Origin of the sequence: Flavobacterium sp. 270 (genome assembly GCF_004368785.1) — a bacterium.
In the GTDB taxonomy this organism is placed as follows: Bacteria; Bacteroidota; Bacteroidia; order Flavobacteriales; family Flavobacteriaceae; genus Flavobacterium.
This window is the reverse complement of sequence record NZ_SODM01000001.1, coordinates 273,810-295,319: the sequence shown is the minus strand read 5'-3', so window position 1 is coordinate 295,319 and position 21,510 is coordinate 273,810. Positions and strand designations below refer to the sequence as shown.

General features: G+C 29.5%; 18 protein-coding genes. 10 read left to right on the top strand and 8 right to left on the bottom strand.

The genetic code is table 11. The features are described 5' to 3' along the window. Positions 1 to 23 precede the first annotated feature (23 nt). The gene (locus EV144_RS01315) at positions 24 to 1,676 is read left to right on the top strand and encodes an NADP-dependent glyceraldehyde-3-phosphate dehydrogenase (protein WP_134145418.1); all 1,653 of its coding nucleotides are present in this window, start codon (positions 24 to 26) and stop codon (positions 1,674 to 1,676) included. Between the two features lie 174 nt (positions 1,677 to 1,850). Beyond that, on the top strand, positions 1,851 to 2,096 hold the full coding sequence (locus EV144_RS01310) for a hypothetical protein (protein WP_134145416.1): 246 nt from the start codon (positions 1,851 to 1,853) through the stop codon (positions 2,094 to 2,096). A gap of 240 nt (positions 2,097 to 2,336) precedes the next feature. Here EV144_RS01310 and EV144_RS01305 read toward each other — a convergent pair whose 3' ends face one another. The 4 genes from EV144_RS01305 to EV144_RS01285 form a co-directional block, all read right to left on the bottom strand. Beyond that, complete coding sequence (locus tag EV144_RS01305; RefSeq protein WP_134145414.1) at positions 2,337 to 3,335, bottom strand: hypothetical protein; 999 nt, start codon at positions 3,333 to 3,335, stop codon at positions 2,337 to 2,339. A 414-nt stretch (positions 3,336 to 3,749) separates the two neighbouring features. Then, positions 3,750 to 4,820, bottom strand: a complete 1,071-nt coding sequence (locus EV144_RS01300) for a DUF4291 family protein (protein WP_134145413.1) — start codon at positions 4,818 to 4,820, stop codon at positions 3,750 to 3,752. Positions 4,821 to 5,250: 430 nt separating this feature from the next. Continuing rightward, a complete protein-coding gene (locus EV144_RS01295) occupies positions 5,251 to 6,861 on the bottom strand; it encodes a serine hydrolase (RefSeq protein WP_134145411.1) in 1,611 nt (536 codons plus the stop codon). Positions 6,862 to 7,399: 538 nt separating this feature from the next. Then, positions 7,400 to 7,729, bottom strand: a complete 330-nt coding sequence (locus tag EV144_RS01285; protein WP_134145409.1) for a DUF3892 domain-containing protein — start codon at positions 7,727 to 7,729, stop codon at positions 7,400 to 7,402. 274 nt (positions 7,730 to 8,003) lie between these two features. Between EV144_RS01285 and EV144_RS01280 the strand changes: the two genes are divergently transcribed. The 3 genes from EV144_RS01280 to EV144_RS01270 all read left to right on the top strand — a co-directional run bounded on the left by EV144_RS01280 (position 8,004) and on the right by EV144_RS01270 (position 10,014). After that, complete coding sequence (locus EV144_RS01280; RefSeq protein ID WP_134145407.1) at positions 8,004 to 8,417, top strand: DUF3010 family protein; 414 nt, start codon at positions 8,004 to 8,006, stop codon at positions 8,415 to 8,417. Positions 8,418 to 8,420: 3 nt separating this feature from the next. After that, complete coding sequence (locus EV144_RS01275; RefSeq protein WP_134145405.1) at positions 8,421 to 9,512, top strand: protein kinase domain-containing protein; 1,092 nt, start codon at positions 8,421 to 8,423, stop codon at positions 9,510 to 9,512. Between the two features lie 91 nt (positions 9,513 to 9,603). Further along, a complete protein-coding gene (locus EV144_RS01270; protein ID WP_208326825.1) occupies positions 9,604 to 10,014 on the top strand; it encodes a hypothetical protein in 411 nt (136 codons plus the stop codon). 88 nt (positions 10,015 to 10,102) lie between these two features. Here the strand turns inward: EV144_RS01270 and EV144_RS01265 are convergent, their stop codons facing one another. Then, entirely contained in the window at positions 10,103 to 10,507 is a 405-nt protein-coding gene (locus EV144_RS01265) for a helix-turn-helix domain-containing protein (protein WP_134145403.1), read from the bottom strand. Between the two features lie 335 nt (positions 10,508 to 10,842). Between EV144_RS01265 and EV144_RS01260 the strand changes: the two genes are divergently transcribed. The 4 genes from EV144_RS01260 to EV144_RS01245 all read left to right on the top strand — a co-directional run bounded on the left by EV144_RS01260 (position 10,843) and on the right by EV144_RS01245 (position 17,004). Continuing rightward, on the top strand, positions 10,843 to 12,177 hold the full coding sequence (locus EV144_RS01260) for a phage integrase SAM-like domain-containing protein (RefSeq protein WP_134145401.1): 1,335 nt from the start codon (positions 10,843 to 10,845) through the stop codon (positions 12,175 to 12,177). After that, complete coding sequence (locus EV144_RS01255; protein WP_134145399.1) at positions 12,177 to 12,953, top strand: hypothetical protein; 777 nt, start codon at positions 12,177 to 12,179, stop codon at positions 12,951 to 12,953. Before EV144_RS01260 ends, EV144_RS01255 begins: the two co-directional genes overlap by 1 nt. A 93-nt stretch (positions 12,954 to 13,046) precedes the next feature. Continuing rightward, on the top strand, positions 13,047 to 13,325 hold the full coding sequence (locus EV144_RS01250; RefSeq protein WP_134145397.1) for a helix-turn-helix domain-containing protein: 279 nt from the start codon (positions 13,047 to 13,049) through the stop codon (positions 13,323 to 13,325). 124 nt (positions 13,326 to 13,449) lie between these two features. Next, entirely contained in the window at positions 13,450 to 17,004 is a 3,555-nt protein-coding gene (locus tag EV144_RS01245) for a hypothetical protein (protein ID WP_134145395.1), read from the top strand. A gap of 201 nt (positions 17,005 to 17,205) precedes the next feature. Here the strand turns inward: EV144_RS01245 and EV144_RS01240 are convergent, their stop codons facing one another. After that, complete coding sequence (locus EV144_RS01240) at positions 17,206 to 17,976, bottom strand: hypothetical protein (RefSeq protein WP_134145393.1); 771 nt, start codon at positions 17,974 to 17,976, stop codon at positions 17,206 to 17,208. Between the two features lie 162 nt (positions 17,977 to 18,138). Here EV144_RS01240 and EV144_RS01235 point away from each other — a divergent pair, with 162 nt between their 5' ends. Then, positions 18,139 to 18,465 (top strand): CRISPR-associated protein Cas4, encoded by a 327-nt coding sequence (locus tag EV144_RS01235; RefSeq protein ID WP_134145391.1) that lies wholly within the window; start codon positions 18,139 to 18,141, stop codon positions 18,463 to 18,465. A gap of 92 nt (positions 18,466 to 18,557) precedes the next feature. Here EV144_RS01235 and EV144_RS01230 read toward each other — a convergent pair whose 3' ends face one another. Further along, the gene (locus EV144_RS01230) at positions 18,558 to 19,556 is read right to left on the bottom strand and encodes a hypothetical protein (RefSeq protein ID WP_134145389.1); all 999 of its coding nucleotides are present in this window, start codon (positions 19,554 to 19,556) and stop codon (positions 18,558 to 18,560) included. Then, positions 19,543 to 21,495, bottom strand: a complete 1,953-nt coding sequence (locus EV144_RS01225; protein ID WP_166670520.1) for an AAA family ATPase — start codon at positions 21,493 to 21,495, stop codon at positions 19,543 to 19,545. The genes EV144_RS01230 and EV144_RS01225 overlap by 14 nt, the downstream gene beginning before the upstream one ends. Between the last annotated feature and the right edge of the window lie 15 nt (positions 21,496 to 21,510).

The following is a 21,510-nucleotide window of genomic DNA, read 5'->3' as shown; positions in this document are numbered from 1 at the left end:
ATAAAATTTAAAAAAAATGTTTTATGAACAATATAAAACAATCATCAATGGCAGGATTATTTCCTGCCATTATTGATATACCAGAAAATATCAGATTAAAAGCTCCGTTGTTTCAAAGAAACATCCTGATCAACGGAGAGCTTAGGGAGTGGAAGGGCCCTTCACATACCGTGACTTCACCCATCCATATCCAGAAAAATGACGGTACGACAGAGCCCTTACTGATCGGCAGCTACCCGCTGGCAACAACGACCGAGGCTGAGGAAGCTTTAGAAGCTGCTGTTAAAGCTTTTGACCGAGGCAGGGGCAAGTGGCCTTCAATGAGTATGCAGGAAAGAATAGAGCATTTGGAAGATTTTACCGCCAAAATGTTGGTCCGAAAGGAAGAAATCGTGAAACTCATAGTTTGGGAGATTGGCAAAACCATCCCAGATGCCGAAAAAGAATTTGACCGAACAGTTGATTATATTAATGAAACGATCAAGGCGGCTGGTCGTCTGAACAATCTCAATTTACGTGTGGTGATCTCCAATCACTTTATTGGACATAACAGGAAAGTACCCTACGGAGTAGTTCTATGTATGGGGCCTTTCAATTACCCGCTAAACGAGACATTTACGACCCTGATCCCTGCATTGATCATGGGCAATACTATATTATTCAAACCGCCAAAACATGGCACCTTGCTTTTTGCACCATTGCTGGAAGCTTTCGTGCAAGCATTTCCAAAGGGCGTGGTCAATACAGTATATGGAAGGGGAAGAGATACTGCGCCGACACTGATGGAGAGTGGCAAAGTAGACGTGCTGGCACTAATTGGCAGCAGTAAGGTTGCCGACAGCCTTAAAAAAATGCACCCAAAATCAAACCGTTTAAAAGCTGTGTTGGGACTGGACGCAAAAAATGCAGCCATTGTCATGCCTGACGCTGATATCGACTTGGCTGTTAAAGAATGTGTTGCAGGTGCTTTAAGCTTTAACGGACAACGATGTACGGCACTAAAAATACTTTATGTACATCAGGACATTGTTGATGAGTTTAACGCAAAGCTGGTGGAGGAAGTGAACAAACTGAAGGTTGGAATGCCTTGGGATAAAGGTGTAACAATCACCCCGCTCGCTGAACCTGATAAACCGGATTTCTTGGCCAACATGGTGGCGGAAGCTATAGAAAAAGGAGCCAGAGTTATCAATCGCAAGCCTGAAATCGAAAGCGGCTATGCTTCCCTGGTTCAGCCGACCGTTTTATTTCCGGTGAATAGTAAAATGAGCATTTTTCACCAAGAACAGTTTGGCCCGATCATTCCTGTTGTACCTTTTATGAATATCAATATGCCCGTAGATAGTATAACAGAATCTCCATACGGCCAGCAGGTAAGCATTTTCAGCGAAAATTTCAGAACGGTATCAAAAATGGTAGACCTGCTGAATATGCAGGTTGGGCGAGTCAACGTAAACAGCCAGTGTCAGCGCAGCCCGGATTCGTTCGCTTTCGGTGGACGTAAGGATTCAGCCGAAGGAACGCTGTCGATAGAGGAGGCATTGCTTGCATTCTCAACGGACTCTGTAGTTGCTACCAAAGATAATCCATCCAATCAGAAAATATTCGAAGATATTTTAATGGAAAACCAATCTTCAAGGTTGAACACAAATTGTGTTATGACCAATAAAAACTAAGATCGTTTTCTCAATTGTGTGATGTGATAGAAGAGCGTCAGCAACAAGACTGGCGTTTCTTCAATTTGATGCCTTGTTTCCTTCTGCTATACATTGCGAAGAAGTGTGCATCAGATCTAACTATTTATATTTGATTAAAGAAATACACTAAAACGAATTAACAGATCTTTCACAATGGAAAAAGCAATACAACTCAAGGTGAGAAAAGATTTGGATGCACGCCAGCATCATACGATCCTTAAACTCAAAGGCAGCCTGATTTCAAAAGGCTATACTGAGATTATCCATATCCTGGACCAGGATGAGGAATTTCATATCAATACCTTTGAAACGGCCAGCGAGAAACGCAATGAAGTCCAGCAGTATATTGCAGCGTTCATCGATCAAGAAAACCTTCTGGAGGCAATCAGCATCAAATAATTAAAAATTCTTTACAATATTAAGCTCGCTGGCTGTCAGACCAGCGGGTTTTAGTGGTTTAATACCTGTCATAAAAAAGCCTGAGAAATTTATACTTCTCAGGCTTTGTATTTTCCTCGTAGCGGGAAGCATTCAATTATCTAACCAATTTTTTGAAGATTTTTATAAAATTGTTAGCTAAGATTATGATCTATTATTTCAAGTTTTTTGAACAAGTACTTATATTCTTATTACTATTTATTAATTACTAATTGAAAAGATTATTGGAATCTCGGCTAAATAGTCGACTTTTATACCTTTGTTCATTGCTGGTTCAATTATGTTTATTCTGTTTATACTTTGCATTACTTCTTCACAAAGTTTCTTGTTTGGGTGCGAAACTTTAATATTGATAATTTCATTATTTTTAGTAATAATAAAATTTAAAGCAATTTGTTGTCTTTCTGGTGTCAAATTAAAATCGTCGAAATTTACATCGTTCCAGAGGTAGTCTTTAATACTTTCTTTAAAGTATTGTAATGATTTATTATTTTTATTGGAGCATTTTCTTGTAACCGGAAGTTGTTCTACGTTATTAGAACGAAATAAATTCTTGCAGTCTATATCTCGAACTACTAATTCTTTTTTCGTAATAAATTGGGGTTTGAGTTTTTTCTCTCCTTCACTTCTTTGGTATTCTAAGATAATAATAATATATCCCGGCCTTTCTCTTTTAAACGCAATAGAAGCTTCTGTGTAGTCCTCAGTATCAGTTAATTTATCACTAATTCTTGTTTTTATATTAGTATTTAAATTGTTGTATTGTGCTGTTTTTTTTGCATTTATTTTTTCTATTTCTATTTTTTTATCTCGATAAAATATTTTTGCGGCTTGAGGATTTGAAAAATGATAATAACTCTCGATAATTAGTAAATTTTGATAATATTTGTCAATTTCAGAAGAAATACTTCCAAGCGATAATTGAATTTTGATACTATCTGCGGTAGGTAAAATGTTTGTAGCTGTTTTTGCATCTAAATAACCGTAAAATGTTTTAATAACACAGTCATCTTGAAGTACAGTTCTATTTTTTTTCTCTTCTAAAAATCCATATTTTTTGATTGATGAGTAGATAGTGTCTCTGCTTGCTTCCAAAGGCAGATTAAAAAAGAATTTATTAATATCATTTTGAGCATACAAATTAAATAAATACAAAAAATGAAATATAAAAAATAATATTTTTTTGTTCTGTGATTTCATATTTTTATAATTAGCTAAAACAAACACTTATTGGTTAAAACCAAAAACTGTTTGTTTTAGCTATCCTTACTTTATACAATAGTACAGAAAAAAGAAATGCTATTAAGAAAGTTTTTTGAAATTATATAATCAAAATAACAAGTCTTTCTCGATTTTTTTAATTAATTCAAGCTTGGATTTTCTATCGAAAAGTAGAGACGAAGAGAAGGTAGTAAATTGTTTATTTACTAATTTTAATAATCTGAACAGGTAACTATACAAATGTTAAACTTTCGATTGATGCATGTTGAATGAATTGCTTTGAATTCAAATGCTTATTATTTGAAGGAATTACTAATTTTATATTTTAGTTTTTATGTAGGAAAGAAAAAATATTTTAAGATTAAATGATGTAAAAATTATAAAAACTAAAGTTTATTTATGATTAATTCTCGCCAATAAATCAATGTTTTTTAATTCAATTATTCTTTCTTTAGGAATCATTAATTTTTCAATCTGATTTTGGCTAATATGCTGTTTTTGTTTTATGATAAAATCAGAGACATCTAATACGAATTCAATTTTTTCTTTTATAAATCTCTCAAAATCCTCTTCATTTAGATCAAGTTGTATGGTTTGTCTCTCGAGTTCTTTTCCAAAATAGTCATAGTCTGGATTCCATTTTGGTTCTACATTTTGTAAAATAGCTTTAAAATCTTCTTTTTTTAGCCAAACAGCGAGTACACTTTCCTGATTTTCTATTCCTATCGAACAGTAAACATGTAATATAGATAGAAAACTTAGTTGTAGTGAATTTGTTTTCAAAATACTATAATCAGGCTTTTCAAGATCTTGACTTTCTATGATAGAAGTTGCTGTATTTTTTTTATTAGTAAGATATAATACGACATACTCCTTTGCAATATAATCATAAGGTGGAATATCAATAGTATGAAGGTTTTTCATTAGAAATCCAATAAGATTTTGTCCCTTTTTTGGCAATTCTTTTAGACTTTCCGAATAATTCTCAAGAGCTATTGCAAAGCTTTTATAACTTGTTTCCCCTAAAACAGTAGCTTTCCTTCTGAATTCAAAATCCCATAACACTAGTCTTTTGGTAGCGAATTCAGCTATTGTTTCGTTGGCCTGCTTTTCTATTTGTTCCAGATATCTTTTAGCATCATTAGTTCCAATGTCTGCAAGCGCCCAAGTACATTTTCTCTGCAAAGGAAAACAGTCATTCCAGCTAAGGTATTCAAAATCTGAAAAGGCCACCTTAAATAAAGTTGTTGCAGTAATAGGATTTGAAATATACTGAAAAGCTCTGGCCATATCTTCATGAGCCTTATGCCATTCTGATTCGAACAATTGACAAAGGAGCAAAAGAATTTCTTCATCTTCTTCATAGGTGTGAATAAAAGAAAAAGCATTTTCATACACTCCGTTACTGTCTTTTTCTACTAAAAATCTTTTTATTTTTATTAAATCATTTTCTCTTTGGCTCATTGGTTTATTAAAGATTTAGTTTTTAGTGACAGATACTCATTACTAGTATATTTTTTGAGCTAAAGTAAATAATTTAGGTTTTAAATAAATTAACAAAGAAGATTAATTTTTGGAACATATTTTTGTATTAAGTCCAACTTTTGAACTTGATCCAAAATAAAAGCAAAAAAGATTCGAAGTTATCGTATTAATGGAGTAAACGAAAAAAATGGCGCCAATTGTCTTCAATTGGCGCCATTTGGCTGTTGTGACCCTTACGGAACAATTTATAAACCATTTTATGAATGATTTAAAGAAATTAGTCCATTTTTCTATTGATTTGTAAGATAATTATTTTGTTTTTGTTTTGAAGCGGTTTGTATGTATCGTAAAGGTTTAATGTTCGTGCTACGCACGGCAACAAATCCATTAGCTGCTGAAGGTTGTTTTTTTAGCTTTTCTTGAAAATTTTGTATTTTGGTTTTTCGTAATCAGTTATATCCAAAATAATATCATACACGCCTGGTAAAATTTCTATGTTATCTCCTCCTGGCATTATTCCGTCGCTCATATCTTTTCCAAAATTTAAAGCCCAATCGTTATTAAAACGAAATTTAAGCTCACCTGTTTTTAAAGCCACATTTTTAATTGTCCAAATTCCTTTTGTTTCAGTTTCAAGAAGTTTTGCATCAGGACCTTCCCAGCCTTTTTCTGTGGCAGTTCCAACAATTCCCCAGGAAGGAAATATTTTTTTTGCTTTTTTTAGTTGATTTCCTACATGAAAATTTAATGACTCTATTTGTGAAGTCTTGTTTCTTTCAAAAATTACATCACCCATTAATTCTTCAGCGTAAAATAAATTTTCTTTTACAGGATATAGAATAGTTGTGGGCCCGTTTCCACTTTTTACTTTTAATTTATTGTTTTCAACTGTAAGGTAAATTACAAAATTGTTTTCTACTTCATAAGCTCCCACATATTGCTTTAAAGTTTCTGAGCTTACGTTGGCTACAATTGGAATTTTGTAATCTTTATTATACAAATTATACAAAGTTTTCATAATAGCATAAGTGGCAGTGTCTAAACCTCTTTCTGTATTTGTAAGCAGTATAATGCAGATATCATCTTCGGGAATTTGAACAAAATTGCTGCAAAAACCAGCTCCATAACCACTATGACCAACTGTCATTTTTTTAAACATTGGCTTTGTAATCCAACCATAACCATAATTGTTTTTGAAAGGTGTATATGCTTTTTCTAAACTTTCTTTGGATATAATTTTGTAATTTTTTAGTCCATTATAATATTTGTTTAAATCTTCAACAGTTGAGTATATTCCACCAGCTGCAAAAGGCATAGGCGGATCATAAACAATCGATGGTTTTTGTTCTTTTTCAGAAAAAATCTCATAGCCAGTGACTTTATTTTCACTTTTTAGATTTTTAAAAGCAAAACCACTTTGCTTCATTTTCAATGGTTTAAATATGTATTTTTCAACTGCTTTTTCGTAACTTATTCCAGTTACTTTTTCAATTACATAGCCTAGAAAATAATATCCCGAGTTAGAATAACTCCAATCAGTTCCAACTGGAAAATCCAAAGGTTTTGTTTTTTGAAATTCAATAAATGATTTTTCCGTTTGGTCTTTCATATCATTTCCTCTGGTATAGTCATAAACTCCAGAGGTATTGGTTAACAAACTTTCAATTGAAATAGTACTTGCATCGGGATAATCTGGATAGAACTTTGAAAGTTTATCCTGTAATGAAAGTTTTTTTTCTTCTACTAATTTTAAAATTACCGTTGCTGTAAAAGTTTTTGTAATAGAATATATTTGAAAAATGCTGTTAGCGTTATTTTCCTTTTTTAAATCTGCATTAGACAATCCATAACCTTTATCTAGTAAAGTTTCTCCTTTTTCAGAAATAAAAACAGAACCGTTAAATAGATTTTGTTGATTGTAAAAATCAAAAAGTTGTTCTAATTTTTCTTTCTTACTTTGTGCAAAACCCAATTGTGTTATAAATAATAAAATAAAAGTGATTGATTGAATTAATTTCATATTTTTTTGATTTTTTATTGAATTCTAACTAACGGTTTGACCTTTGTGACAGTTGGGTAAATTTATAATAAAAGATTTCAAATAAAAATTGCTAACTAAATTTTCAAGCAAAATTCAAAGCACAATTCAAAGCACAAGCTAAGCTAACAATTGTTGGCAACTGGCTTTTACTTTTTCAAATTCCATGTAGTTATTTGTTCCAAAAATTAGTTTGTCTTCATTGCTAGCGCGAGCGTCCCGCTTGTGAACGTAAAGTATTTATATTAGCTCAAAAATTATTAATGAGCAGAAATTAAACTACATTTATAATAATCCTTTGGAAACAGGTTTTGTTACTAATACTGTAGATTGGAAATACAGTTCAGCAAGGAATTATGGCGATAATGATTAAGCTGTTTAGAAATTGATATTAATTGATAATCGTTACGGGCACGAGCGAGACGCTCGCGCTAGCGGGGGTGAAATGCGCAAAGTCAGAGACGTTTGCGCGACGGTCTCAAGTAATAACACTTTGTAGAGCGGGGGTAATTTCAATCTTTTAATAATATACATAATCGAAGTCTATCAAATGCAGTAAATTATCTTTTATTGTACTATCATGAGTTGTTCTTAGAAATGGTGGATTAGCGTTTACGACGTGTATATCTCCACCAGCAGACCATCCGGCAGTGGTATAATTCCAAATATATGTTTTTGCACTGTTTTGATTATTCTGTAATAATGCTACTGTAGCAGCTTTTGTCATTTTTACTGCTCTACCGATGGAATAACCTGTACCAATTGAATTTTTAGTTCTTAAATGAACTGCATAATGAGTTATAACATTGTCATCATTTTTCCAAATTCCCGAAATTCTATATTCAGCCATTCTATTTTTTTATTTGTTAATTATTAAGATGCTCTAAGGAATATGCTTGTAATAATAAAAACTAATTACAATATGTATGGGATAAATATATATAGATAATTTAATTTAAAAACAGGTATTTATACGGGATTTTTTTTTATATTAAAAAGCTAATTTTCCACTTAAAATGTGCAATTATGGAAAACCGTAAAATAAAATAAAAGGGGTTTTATATGTTTGATAAAATAAAAACAGGCAAACAATAAAATAAAAATTAAACTAAATAAATTGATTTATGAAAGTATGCGCAATTGAAATAAAATCCAATAAAATAATCTTCGTTGTTTTGGAAAAAGATTCAGAAAATCAAATTACGGAAAGTACTGGTAAAGTAAAATCTATTATACTTGATGACGATCATAATCATTCTCAAGTGATTGATTGTATAGAAACTATTCATTCTCATTTTAATTCTCTAGAAATTGATAAAATTGCAATTCTATCAAGAAGTTCAAAAGGTCAATTTTCATCCTCTGGAATTTCTTTTAAGTTGGAAGGTTTTATTCAAGCGTATAAAAATAAGCCTGTCGAATTTGTTTCTCCAAAAACTTTAAGTGCTTATTATAAAAAGAATACTTTAGGTATAACTCCACAATTTAGTTATCAATCTGAAGCATCAAAATTGGCGTACTACATTTTAAATTCTTAAATAATGGGTGACGAAAATGTTGACGAAATAATTAAAGATTTTATATTATTACAAAATGACATTGTAATTGATAGATATTCTGATAGTGGTGCAAACGGAGAATTATATTTTGGTAAAAGAGAGTTATTATCCGATAGAGTTGCATTAAAGTTTTACTATTATAACAAAGATGTTTCAACTCATAATGAACCATTAATTCTTAAAAGTATTGAGCATTCAAATATTCTAAAAATTTATGACGCAAAAATAATTCATCAGCAATACGCTTATTTTTTAACACCCGAAATTAGCGGTGGTGATTTGAAAAATTTCAAAGACAATAATATCGTAACTCTCTATGATGCAATAAATATCACACAAGGAATATTGAATGGTCTGAACGAATTACATAGAAACCCAAATAATTTACTTCATAGAGATTTAAAACCAAAAAACATCCTAATAGATCAAGAAACTAAAACACCTTATATTGCTGATTTTGGTTCAGTAAAATTTATTTCAAATACAGAAAATACTGTGGTTGCGTCAAAATCCACGCAAATTTATAGACCAAATGAGTCTGTTCTTCAAAATGTCTACAGTAGACAATCTGATATTTATCAAGTTGGGATAATTCTTTTTCAACTTTTAGGAGGGAAATTTCCAGAAGCACCATTTGAATGGTTAGATGAAAGACAAAAATCTAAATTTTTAAAAATTACAGGATCTGAATTTGAAAAATGGCAATTTATAGACTCAGCAATAGATAATTTAATAGTAAAAAATAAATTACTTGATTATGATTCTTTACCAGTATATGTAAATAATAAAATTAAGACAGTAATTAAAACGGCTACCAATAAAGATTTAAATAAAAGATATTTTACGTGCTCAGAATTTACTAAAGAATTGTTTGATTTGAAAAAACAAAATAAAGATTGGTGGATTGACAACAAAGAAATTTATGCAAATAAAGGAAATAAAAAATATTACAAAATAAGCGATGATAAAAAAGGATATTGTTTACAAGTAAGTAAGAATCAAATAAATTGGACAAGAGACAACAAACATAATGGAACTTTGGAATCAATTATAAGTCGAATACACAAAGATTAAGTAATTTTTGTTAACAAAAATTTTAATAATTGATTGAAGTTAAAAGTCTGATTTAAAATAATAACAAATTTTATAAAATATGATATTGAATATGATGACTAAAAATTTTATGTTGATTATATTGGGGATTTTGTCTGTTTTGTCTTTACAAGGACAAACACAACAAAATAGCGCAAGTATAATAAAACAGATAGATAAGCAAGTTGAATCTCCGATTTATCGATTATTTTCAACTGATAACTATTGGACTTTTATTAAATTGGATACTCGAAATGGAAAAATGTGGCAAGTACATTTTACTATATCACAAGAAGGTTACGAGGGAGAACTAATATTAAATCCAGATTCACTTGTATTGACAACAGAAGAAGTAAATGGAAGGTTTACACTTTATCCTACCAAAAACACATATAATTTCATATTACTTGACCAAATAAATGGGAAAACATATCATGTACAATGGAATAGCGAGAAAGAAAAGAGATTTGTCAGCCGTATTTAAAGCGGTTTCATTCATGAATAAACATTTCCAAAACAAAAAAAGAGACTCAAAAAGTCTCTTTTCCAAAATCAATATATCTTAAAAATAATTATTTACCAATCAATTTCTCAAGCCTAACCATCATCTCATCTTTCTCCTTCAACATACGCTCATACAAAGCAATCTTTTCTTCATGAAGTTTTTTTAACTCTTCGATAGGATTGAAGCTAAATGTAGAATTAGGATTTCCAACACAAGCATTATCTCCAAAAGTATTAGAAATAATATTCACCGCTTGTTCTTCATCAAAATTCTGAAAAGCTTCCACAGGAATTCTTAATACGGCAGAAATTTGTTTCAGTAAACTGTCTTCAATTACATCTTTTTGCTCCAGCATAGAAATTTTCTTTTGGTTCCAGTCTTCGCCCAGATTATAAGCCAATGCTTCCTGCTTTATGTTAAGCATTTCTCTAAAACGTTTTACGTTTCTTCCCTGATGTATTTTCTGTTCCATAATGAATATCAATTTTCTAAAGGCTTAAAGATAAAACCATTTTTTGAATTAAAACCCTGAGTTTTATAAATTAAAAAAAAAAATCCCATTTCGTTAGAAATGGGATTTTTGTGACCTCGACTGGACTACGAACGTTTCCACTTAGTCGTTTTTTGTTCATATTAAAAACCAACATATTAATAATTAAAACTTAGTAAATTCAATGCTTTGCAGTGTTTTTTAATGTTAAAAATTAATTGAATAAAATTGAATGATATTGACTAAGGTGGACTAACTGTGGACTAAATATGGACTAACTATAGTATATTTGTTTTATAAAATAAAAATTTAAATATATGGCAATAACATTTTACCTGCAATCAATAAAAAATCCAGCTTCAATTTATGTTAGAATTCGTGAGGGAAGGGATATTGATGCAAAAGCAAAAACGAACTTATCTATTAATCCGGAAAGATTTGATAAAGGTAAAATCAAAAAGGTAAAGGTGCCGAATGGTGCAACTGCGGAATCAAAAGCAGAAGTTCAAAAAGAGAACAGCTCTTTGATTAATTTAGAAAAAGACCTTGCTAAATTATCTAATCAAATAACAACACTTTTAAACGAGAGAGAAGATTTTGAAATTATAAATTCCGATTGGTTAAAAAATGTTATAAATCCTAAAGTTGAAAGGATGGCTCCATCAAAATTGGTGGATTATTTTGAACATTATATTGATTGTAAAGGGAGTGACATTGCAACCTCAACAGTTAAGAAAATTCGAGTTTTCAAAAACAGGGTTTTGAAATATGAAAAAACAATAAAACCAATCTATATCGAGAACATTGATTTAATGTTTATTACTCGCTTTGAAGATTGGTTACGTGATGATGGTTATGCAAAAAATACAATTATAAAAACTATCAAAACGATTAAAGAAGTATGTTATCACTCAAAAAGTAGAGGGATTAAAGTAAATCCTGAAGTTGAACAAATTGGTTTAGGTAAAGACTATGTTTATAAAAGAGCTGAACATATTACTTTAAATGAAGATGAAATACAAAGAGTTGAAACGGTTAAATTAGATGACAAACAATTAGATATTGCTAGGGATTGGCTTGTTATTAGTTTACATACTGCACAGCGCGTTAGTGATTTTTTAAGGTTTAAAGTTGAAGATATCGTAGATATTGAAGGCAGTAAATTCATTGACTTTAGACAACAAAAAACGGATACGCCTGTTTATATAATTTTGCGGGAACCAGTTTTAAAAATCATCGAAAAGAGAGGCGGGAAGTTCCCGCCCATATTTTCAGATAAAGCTGGGAGTAATAGTACTATTTATAATAAACTCATAAAATTAGTTTGTAAAGAAGCCAAGATAAATGAATTGGTTACTGTGAGCATTAAAAACAAAAAAACCAATCGTTACGAATTGAAAGAGGTTAAAAAATATCTTGCTGTGAGTACACACATAGGGAGACGAAGTTTTGCCACAAATTACTATACACATATAGATACCATGTTATTAATGAGTCAAACAGGACATAAAAGTACTAAGCAATTTATGGATTATGTGTCTAAGGCTGACAAAACTAACGCTACGAGTTTAGCTAAGGGATTCGCAAAATTTGATGAGTTAAATAAAAAGCCAGCATCAATGAAAGTTTTACATAATACAGGAACAGAATAATGAAATATAATTATTTAGCATTAATAATTAATGTTTTTGAAAAATTACAACCAATTGCTCTATCAACAATTCAATCGAAAAGAAAATATTTCCAAGAAAAAATATTAGAAAAACAGAAAGAACAATCTGGCTTGATAACAAAAAAGGAATTTTTAGATAATTGTGAAATTGCAGTTGACCAATTAAAAGAACATGTTCGCAATGGTATTAATTTATTAATAGATAAAAAAATAAATCCTTTAATCTTAGAAATGAATTTTGGCATACGAGATGTATCTACCTTTAAGTTAGGTACTACAAATATCGATCGAAAAAAAGAATTAGATTCAATGATAAAAAATATAAATGAACAATATGGGAAAGAAACTAACATAAATATAAATTATTTAGTAAAAAATACAAAAATGGAAATGTCCCTCACTGATGTTGAATTTATTGAATCTGTTTTTGAAAACATTAATTATATCGAAAATGGAAATGAATCTGAAATTTATGATTTATCTAATACATCAGTTGTGCAGAAAATAATTTATTTAAATGAGTTAGGAATTATTGATTTTTTAAAAAGAAAACCTGAATTTATCGCAAGTACAAATTTAATGGCTACCATTTTGAGTTCTATTACAGGCGAGAAAGCGTCAACATTACAACCCAGTTTAAATCGATTAATTAGTAATGATATAGAAGATAAGAACCATCCTTATAATACAAAAAGTACAGTAAACAAAGTACTTCAAACACTAAACAGTAAAAATATTAAACCCAAAACCTCTTAATTAAAAGAGGTTTTTTTATGCCTTTAAACCTTTCTAGGGAATCCCTAATGATTCCCTAATTGTGATTTGCACTCTAATCAATAATTAATTATTATGAGTGCAATACAATTCGTAGCGACTACACCGCAAGAGTTAAAAAATGAAATTACGGCAGACGTAAAAGTTATCTTAAATGATTTCTTAAAAAATTTTAAACCAATTCAACCAGCAGAGTACCTAACTCGACAACAAGTAGCCGGAATGTTTAATGTGGATTTATCCACGGTTCACAATTGGTGTAAATCCAATAAGCTAAAACCTTTAGGCCTCGGATCACGGGTCTATTTTTTACGCTCAGACATTGAAGCCTCTTTAATCCCTTTAAACGATTAAAGGCTATGAGTGTAGAATTAAAACTTAAACCCTGTCAAAAAAATGATGGGGTTAGAGCATTATGCAATGTTCTTAAAGAAAAAAACAACTGTAAGATTTTCACTATCTTAAATTTTCAAATAAGATGTTGAAATTCAACGTCATTGATGCTAGGAAAAATATAGACCAGATGCTGTCAATTTATTTAAAAAATAATCAAAATACAGAAGAGGCACTAATTAACGGCATTGCAAATCTGAAAAATCAAGATACACAAAAAGGTATTTCTTTCGATGCTCTTACATATCTGGCAATAAATTATTTTTATGACCAAATATATGTTTCTTTTAAAAGAGAAGATAACGGTAGAACTAAAAAACATAAGTACAAGAAGGTAAGATCAAGTAATATAGGAGAAATTAAAGCAATACTTGATGCTTGTAATTACACACCATATACTCCTATAGAAATTATTAATAATACTGAAGATGTGGAATTGTTCAACTCAAGTTATTTCACGGAATGTTATTTAATAATTCAGACAGCTTATTTTTTTGGTTCAAACCGCTTTGGAAAACATCCTTATTTTGAAGCTGTCGATCATTATCAAAAGACTGGCGAAATTTTACAAAATGATGTGAAAAAAGAGAGACTTGAAAGTGCATTCGAAAAGATTGATAAATTTAGAGAATGGCAAAGGAATCCAACAAAATTCAAAAAAAGACCAGTTCAATTTAACAGAGATACTTTACTTAATAATTGGTATTATGGTGTGTTAGATATTTTAGCAAATACATTAGGAACTTGCAAAAATTACAAATATGAATATCCAACAAAGGACGGGGTTATTTATAATTATAGGTTATATAATAAATTTATACAAACAGCACGGACTCTGCGTGAAGTTCAGCCTTTTGAAATGATAGAATACGATGTAAAAAGCGGTAATTTATCATATTTAGATTTGTATGTCGGATCTAACGTTTCAAAAAGAGCATATGAGATTTATGCTAGTGAATACAATATTACTCGGGATGAAGCAAAACGTAAATTTAATACTATATTAAACCTGAAAAACAACAGAAATACGTGGAAAAGCAAACAAGAATATATTACTACTCTATGCGGTTTTGGATGGACACATGACGAAGCAAGCAAAATACAGCTTGTAACCGACTCTTCTGATCTACTATTTGCTCACTGGGCTAGTAAAGAAGAGTGTAAACATGTTCAAAATTTTGCTGAGGTTAACAATATTGTTGGGTGGACACGAGGTCATGATTCATTAAGTTTCCTTAAAAGAAATAATATTGACTATAAAAATTTTTGTACTTCATTTGAGAATGGAATAATTCAATTTGAATTAAAAGAGATAGGAAATCACAAGAATTACTCTGTACAACAAAAAACTGAGAAGGAAAAATCTATCAGCATTATTGATATTTCTTCGCTTAACACTAAACTTAGCGACATCAAAAATGAAATTGAAAAATTTAAAAGGATTGAAAGCGAGGTGCTGACTGGATACCTAAGTGATAAACTTGATTTACTAACTGATTTTTTTTCAAGATTGCATATAAACATTTTGGTTTCTCCTGCATCAAGTGGTAAAACTAGCATGGTGGAAAAACTAAACGAACAAAATAAAAGATGTTTACTTATAGTCCCAACAAAAGCAATAATAAAAAATAAAAATTTAAAAGATTTTGTACAAGTTTCTGATACAATTAGTATAAAGAAATATATTAATACCACAGATTCAATTATTTGCACATTTGATAAAGGGGCGCAAATAGAAGTTGAAGATTTTGAAAAATTTGATTACGTTTTTATAGATGAGTCTCATCTTTTGTTTACGGAAAGGTATAGAATGAATGTTATAGTGCCCTTGCTTAAAAAAATTAAAGATCACATCTTAAACGTGAGAAGAGATCAGTATTTGTCGCAAAGCAAAACAACTTTAGTTTTAATGAGCGGTATTCCTACTGGTGAGGAAATTTATTTTGAAACAGATGATCAAGGTAAGCCACTAGTACAAAAAAAAGAGTTTATTAATCATAAAAAAAGAATGGTAACTTTTGTTGGTTGTAAGGATAGAGATCAATGCTACACATCATTAGTAAATCGTACAAAAGAATTTTTAAGCAACAATTATAGAGTGTTTATTCCCACAAATATGGGCGAAAAATGGATAAATTGTGTTGTGGGAAGTATTGGATATCCAAACTTTGCTATCTATTCAAATAATCAGAAATACAATAAAGTAAGTGATGATATAAATAAAATGTCTATGGTAGATTGTAACACTCAAGTACTTTTTGCTACTTCCCTAGGAAATGTTGGCATTGATATAAATAATACTGACAAACAAACGGTTATGGTTATCTACACCGACAACAAAAATTCAATTACATGGCAAGAAATTGAGCAGTACGCTAACAGGTTTAGAAAAACAAATGTTATGATTGTTGTCTTTTTCATTGTGCCAAATAATATTGAGTATGAAAAAGATTTTGTCTTTAATTATGTAGAAGATTTTACAACCATCAGTTTAATACAAAATGATATAGCTACAGATCTTTTTGCAGATCAGGAATTTGAGAATATGGAGGATGATTTTGGAGTCGATAAAGATAAGGTTAGATGGAAGGTATTAAACGAAAAGCTCAAAGAACACCATAGTAACATTATTTGTATTGGAGGAAATTTAAAAGCATTTGGATATATAGTAAATGTTGAAGAAGGTTCTCATACAGATAGTTATGTGATGAAAAAATATCAAGAACTATTAGTAGAGCAAAATGATTTGGAAAAACAAATGAAAATTCGAGCTTTAGAATTTATTCTTAGTGATGTTCTAAATTTAATAAGAAAGTTTACTGTTTATACAATAAAATTAGGTGATTATTCAATTGCATTGGAAGACAAAATTTTAACACTGGAAAATGAACAGATCTTTAGAAGTATAAGATTGTTAGTAAGGAGATGTTTAGATATAAGTGGTTTTATTAGTGACTTTAGTTGGATAAAAGAACTAATGGAACATTGCAATATGAATCTTAAAGAGTTCGATAACAGACTCAAATTTACGAAGTTTGTTAACAGTGATTTAGTAGATGATTTAGATAACAATTTTATTGATGAGGTAGACAAAATAGTCAATATGATTGATGGAGTCGGTAGTCTATCTAAACAAGAATATCAAAAGATGTTAGATACTTTGTGTCCAAAATATATCAATAAAGCATATATGGCGATGGATCAAAAGACTAAGTTGAAATTACAAGAAAATTTTAGAAAAAAACTGAATATCTGTTATATAATTAAATATGGAAAAAAAGTAGAATTTAAACAGCGTTATACTCAATCATGGAGAAGTGACGCAATTCTTTGGTATGAAGAATTTTTGAGAGATAAACTGGAGAAAGACTTGCCAATCAATAAAAGATTAATTAGAAATAGAAAAGGAGTTGCTGTAGGTTTAAGTATAGGAAAAGCATATGAACATATTACCGACGATATGATTAATGCAGTATCTGAAAAAGTATCAACTGATGGTTTTATAACAGTAAATGCTATAGTTGAAATAACTGGTCTACCTGTTAAGAGTGTTGGTGGATTTGTTAAATCAAAATTTAGCGGGTTAAAATCTACTCCAAAAATGATAAAAGGGGTTAGAGAAACTAGATATTGCTTATAATTTACATCTGTTTTTTGACACTTTTTTCTACTAAATATAAAATAATAATATATTTAAGCAAAACAGTGACAAAAAGCAGATGTAAAATCAAATTATTGGATTTTTTAAATTATCTTCTTCATTTACATGATATTATGCTTTTGAAAGAGTAGTAAAATAAAAAAAAAATACCCATACATTTCCGTATGGGTATTTTTTTGCCTACCAATTTAAAGTATGATATGAGTAATCATTGTAAGCATGTTCTATTTGCAATTGTTTGTTTATGTCAGTAATACTAATCAATTCGGTTAATGTTTTTTTAGAATCAATTTTTTTCTCCAATTCGGTTTTTATTTCTTCATTTTGTGATTTCAATTTTTGTATCAATTGTTTGTAAATGATTTTTTCGTCCTTTGTGAACTTATTTGGATCATATTTTTGTTCTACAACTACGCCAAAAGCATTAACCATATTTACTAAATGTTTATTATTAATTGCCTCTAATTTGCTAACGGTTGACAATGCATTTTTCAGTTTTAAACGGTAATTATCTAAGATCAATTTTTCTTTTGCAAGTATTTGTGGTTTTGTATAATCTTTAGTTAGTGTAAGACCATTGCCCTTTCCCCAATTCTGATAATACATTACATCTTCATGTATTAAACATATTTTGTTGTCTTTCGTCGCTTTAATCAAATAAAGTTTATCCTTATAACTATATGCTAGAACATCAAAGATTTCTGTAGGTATTATTTCGTTTAGTTTTATAGAACCAATTTTATTTGTCGCAGTAGAGTCTGAAAAAATTTCCATAGCTATTCTTGGAGAATCCTTATATTCTTCTATAAAATATCCAACTATAGTTTTGTTAAAAATAAATGTCTTGGGAGTAATATCAGTATAGTTCCATTTAATTTCTTGTGGAGAGGCTTGAGATTGTACTTGTTGTGCTAAAATAAAAATAATTGTAAATAGTAATGCTTTCTTCATGCTCGATATTTTAGAATTTATAATAATGAATTTTAATTACACACATAATACACATATGTGAATCTTTTTACTTGCTTTTTATTCGCAAAAATAGACATAAATGCACACTTATGTGTATTTATTGTAAAAATAATTTCTCACTAAAGTATCAATCTTTGAAGTATGGAACACAGAGGTGAAATAGTAAAAGAAGCGGTGTATAAAAGTGGATATCCTATTACGGAGTTAGCCAAGAAATTATCAAAAAGCAGGAGGTACATATACCTTCAGTTTGAGAATGCAAATCTTTCATTAGATGTAGTCTTGCAAATAGGTAAAATCATTCATTATGATTTTAAAAATGAAATAAAGGCATTTAACTCTTATAAGAATTCATCAAACGAATCTGCTTTTGATTACCAAAGTGAGGAAGCAAATTTAGAATATTGGAAAAATAAGTATTTAAAATTGCTTGAAGAGTATAACGAACTTTTGAAAAAAAAAGATTAATTAGAAAATCTATTAAATTAATGTGATGCACTAGGAGTCCTTTACAATTTTAAAATTCACATAAGATGCCAGAAGGTGAAAAATTACTTATGTTAAAACATATTTAAATCTTCCCCGATGTCCCTCATGAATTTAGCTAACGGTCTTTTTAACAAATCTTTATCTTGGTGATAATTTCCTAAAACAAATCTTCTAAATAATTCGTCATCAATGTTTATACCGCTACCATGAAAAAAATCTCTAACTTCGTTTCTTCTTTTCTTATGATAATATCGGGATCTTAAATAAGTTTCTGAAGCAATATCTTTAAATTGTTCATATTGTTCGTTTATTCTAAATTCTCTTAAGTAGTTTTCAAGTTTTGTTTCAAATATGGAATTCCCAAAGTATTTTGCTCTAATTTCAACGCAGTAATTTATTTTATCTTCATTTTTATTCGGATCAATAAGAAAATCAGCAAGACTAGCTCTATCTAAATTGAATTTTGCAATATTGTGAAAACTTTCAATGTATGGATGTATATTTTCAAGCAGTGAAAAAGGCTTATTAGATTTGCTCATATTACAACTTGCGCAACAAGGTATTAGATTGTAATAAGACAAGCTTAAATATGGATAAACACTTTTTGGGAAGTAATGATCAAGATGAAATAAGAGTTTTACGCTCTTTATTTGGCTAGTTTTTAAAGTATATTGACTATTACAAGTTGCGCATGATTTGATGCTAAGTGAATCTGAAAACCATATTGCTTTTTTACTTTGTCTAAAAGATTTGTAATTAAAAATATCCTTTAATGCTTTTCCTATACTGGTTAATTCTCCATTTTTCCCTAGTGCCGGATCAAAAACTCTTGATTGAAAACCATTTGTATTGTACTCATTAATTATTAATTCTAGTCCTTTAGGGGTACTAGTTATTATTGATTTTAATTTTTTTTTAATATCTCTTGCAATATCAATATCAGAATTGCCAGAATTTGCATTTATCCATTTTTGAAGTTTGCTTGAAATAGATTTATAATTACCATCTGTAGTATCTATTTTTTTGTAATATTGGGATACATTAGAATTATTAAATTTAATTGGAATCATTTTGATTGTTTTTATTTTCAAGTTCAATAATTCTTTTCTTTAGCTCCGAAATTTCATCATAACCAAATTTTTTATTAAACAAATATTCAAATTGTTCTTTAATCATTGGCTCCCCAATAGAATCAATTATATATTTTAATTCGTTTATTTTTTCTTTACTATAATCATTATGTTTAGTTTTAAGCATATCCAGCGCACTTTTCATTTTTTCTTCTGCAAAATTCCCAATAGTGTTTTCCATAAAGAAAGAATCTGATAGTAATGAGTAAATATTTGCTCCGAATGTGTTATCTCTTTCCATGTCGGATATTTCTGTATTACCATCATCGTTTCTATCCAAAAACAAAACATTATTTTTGGGAATATCTGATAGTACAAATGGACTATGCGTAGTTAGAATCAGTTGTATTTTTCTATCATGAAATAATTCGCTCAAAAATTTTACAGTTTTATTGAAAAACAATCTTTGCCATTCAGGATGTAGAGCGACTTCACCTTCGTCAATAAAGATTATGATTCTATCTCTAAACATTTCGTATGTTATATTTTTTTCAGAATCTAAAAGATCATTTTTTGCCCAATAAAATCTTGAATAAAAGTTGAGTAAGTGTTGTTGACCGGAACTGTAATTATTTGAAAACTGATAGTGAAAAGAAAGTCTATTCTGAGTGATTTCTTTTATTAACCTCAAAAGATCTAGAAAGTCCTTTTTATTCTTGTAAATACTAGTGTCTAATTTTGCATTATGAATTAAACTGGAATAGGCTTTGGCTCTTGAATTAAAGTCAGATTCAACTATAATTCGTTTTTTCTCAGCATCCCATTTACAATCATTAATGAGTGACTGGAGTTTATTGTCTACTAAAAATATTTTTTTTATAAATCCTATTGAAACTAATTTTTCTGGTTCGTGTAAAAAACTTGTAAAAAATCCAACATCAAATTTATAATCACTTGTTTTTAGTACGATTTTGAAAAAATTAATTAAAAATAATCGCCTAAAAATATCCTTTTGATTTTCAACTGGAATTAAATAATATTCAAACCTATTCTGTTCATCTTTTTCAGGTAGTTTGTAATTGCTTAATTCCGCATATCCACGATTCCAGATATTACCTTCTAAGTTATTTAATTCATCCCATAAATTATTTTCATAAATTTCTTTCGGATCTTCTTTTTTGTAAAAAGAAGGAGTTTGAAGTAATCTGTTTTCTTCAACCAGATCAATAGATATCTCTAGATTAGTTGGAGATTCCCCTATAAACTCTTTTGTATTATAGTTTAAAATGAAATCAGATTGACGAACCATTTCATTAACGTAGTGAGCCTTCAAAAAATCTGTTTTATCATATGAAGTATCAAAATCTCTATTTAGATTGTAATGTTTTGCGGTTTTATTAATATCGTTAAAAGCTAAATAACTTGTTGAAATATTGGTCAGGTTTTCTCTTATATTTATGTACCTGAATTCAAATACAGGTGAATAATAAATGTATTTATTTCTACTCATCTCAGCCCATTTTCGTCCTCCTTGATTATCTAGAGGTGCATTTTTATAATCAAGAAGCTCATAACCAATACTTTCAAGATCTTCAATATTTTTAATTTTAATGCTTTCTTGAAAAAAAATAAGCTTATCAATAATTAAAATTCCTTTATATCCTACGAAATTAACTGTAAGTGCTCCATTTGTGACGTGAGCTAAATTGAAATTCATGAATTCTCCTAAATTTGTTTTACCGGAGCCATTTTTACCAACAATGGCGGTAACACTTGAAATATTTTCTGCAAAGAAAAACTCTGGAGTTTGAATTTTGTCAGTGCTAATTGCTATTTCATCATTAATGTATTGAAATTCCTGCGCAATACTATGATTAAAATTAAATCCAGTTTGTTTTACATTTTTATAATCTTCAATCCAAATAAATTTTAATTCCATATTTTCAAAGCATTT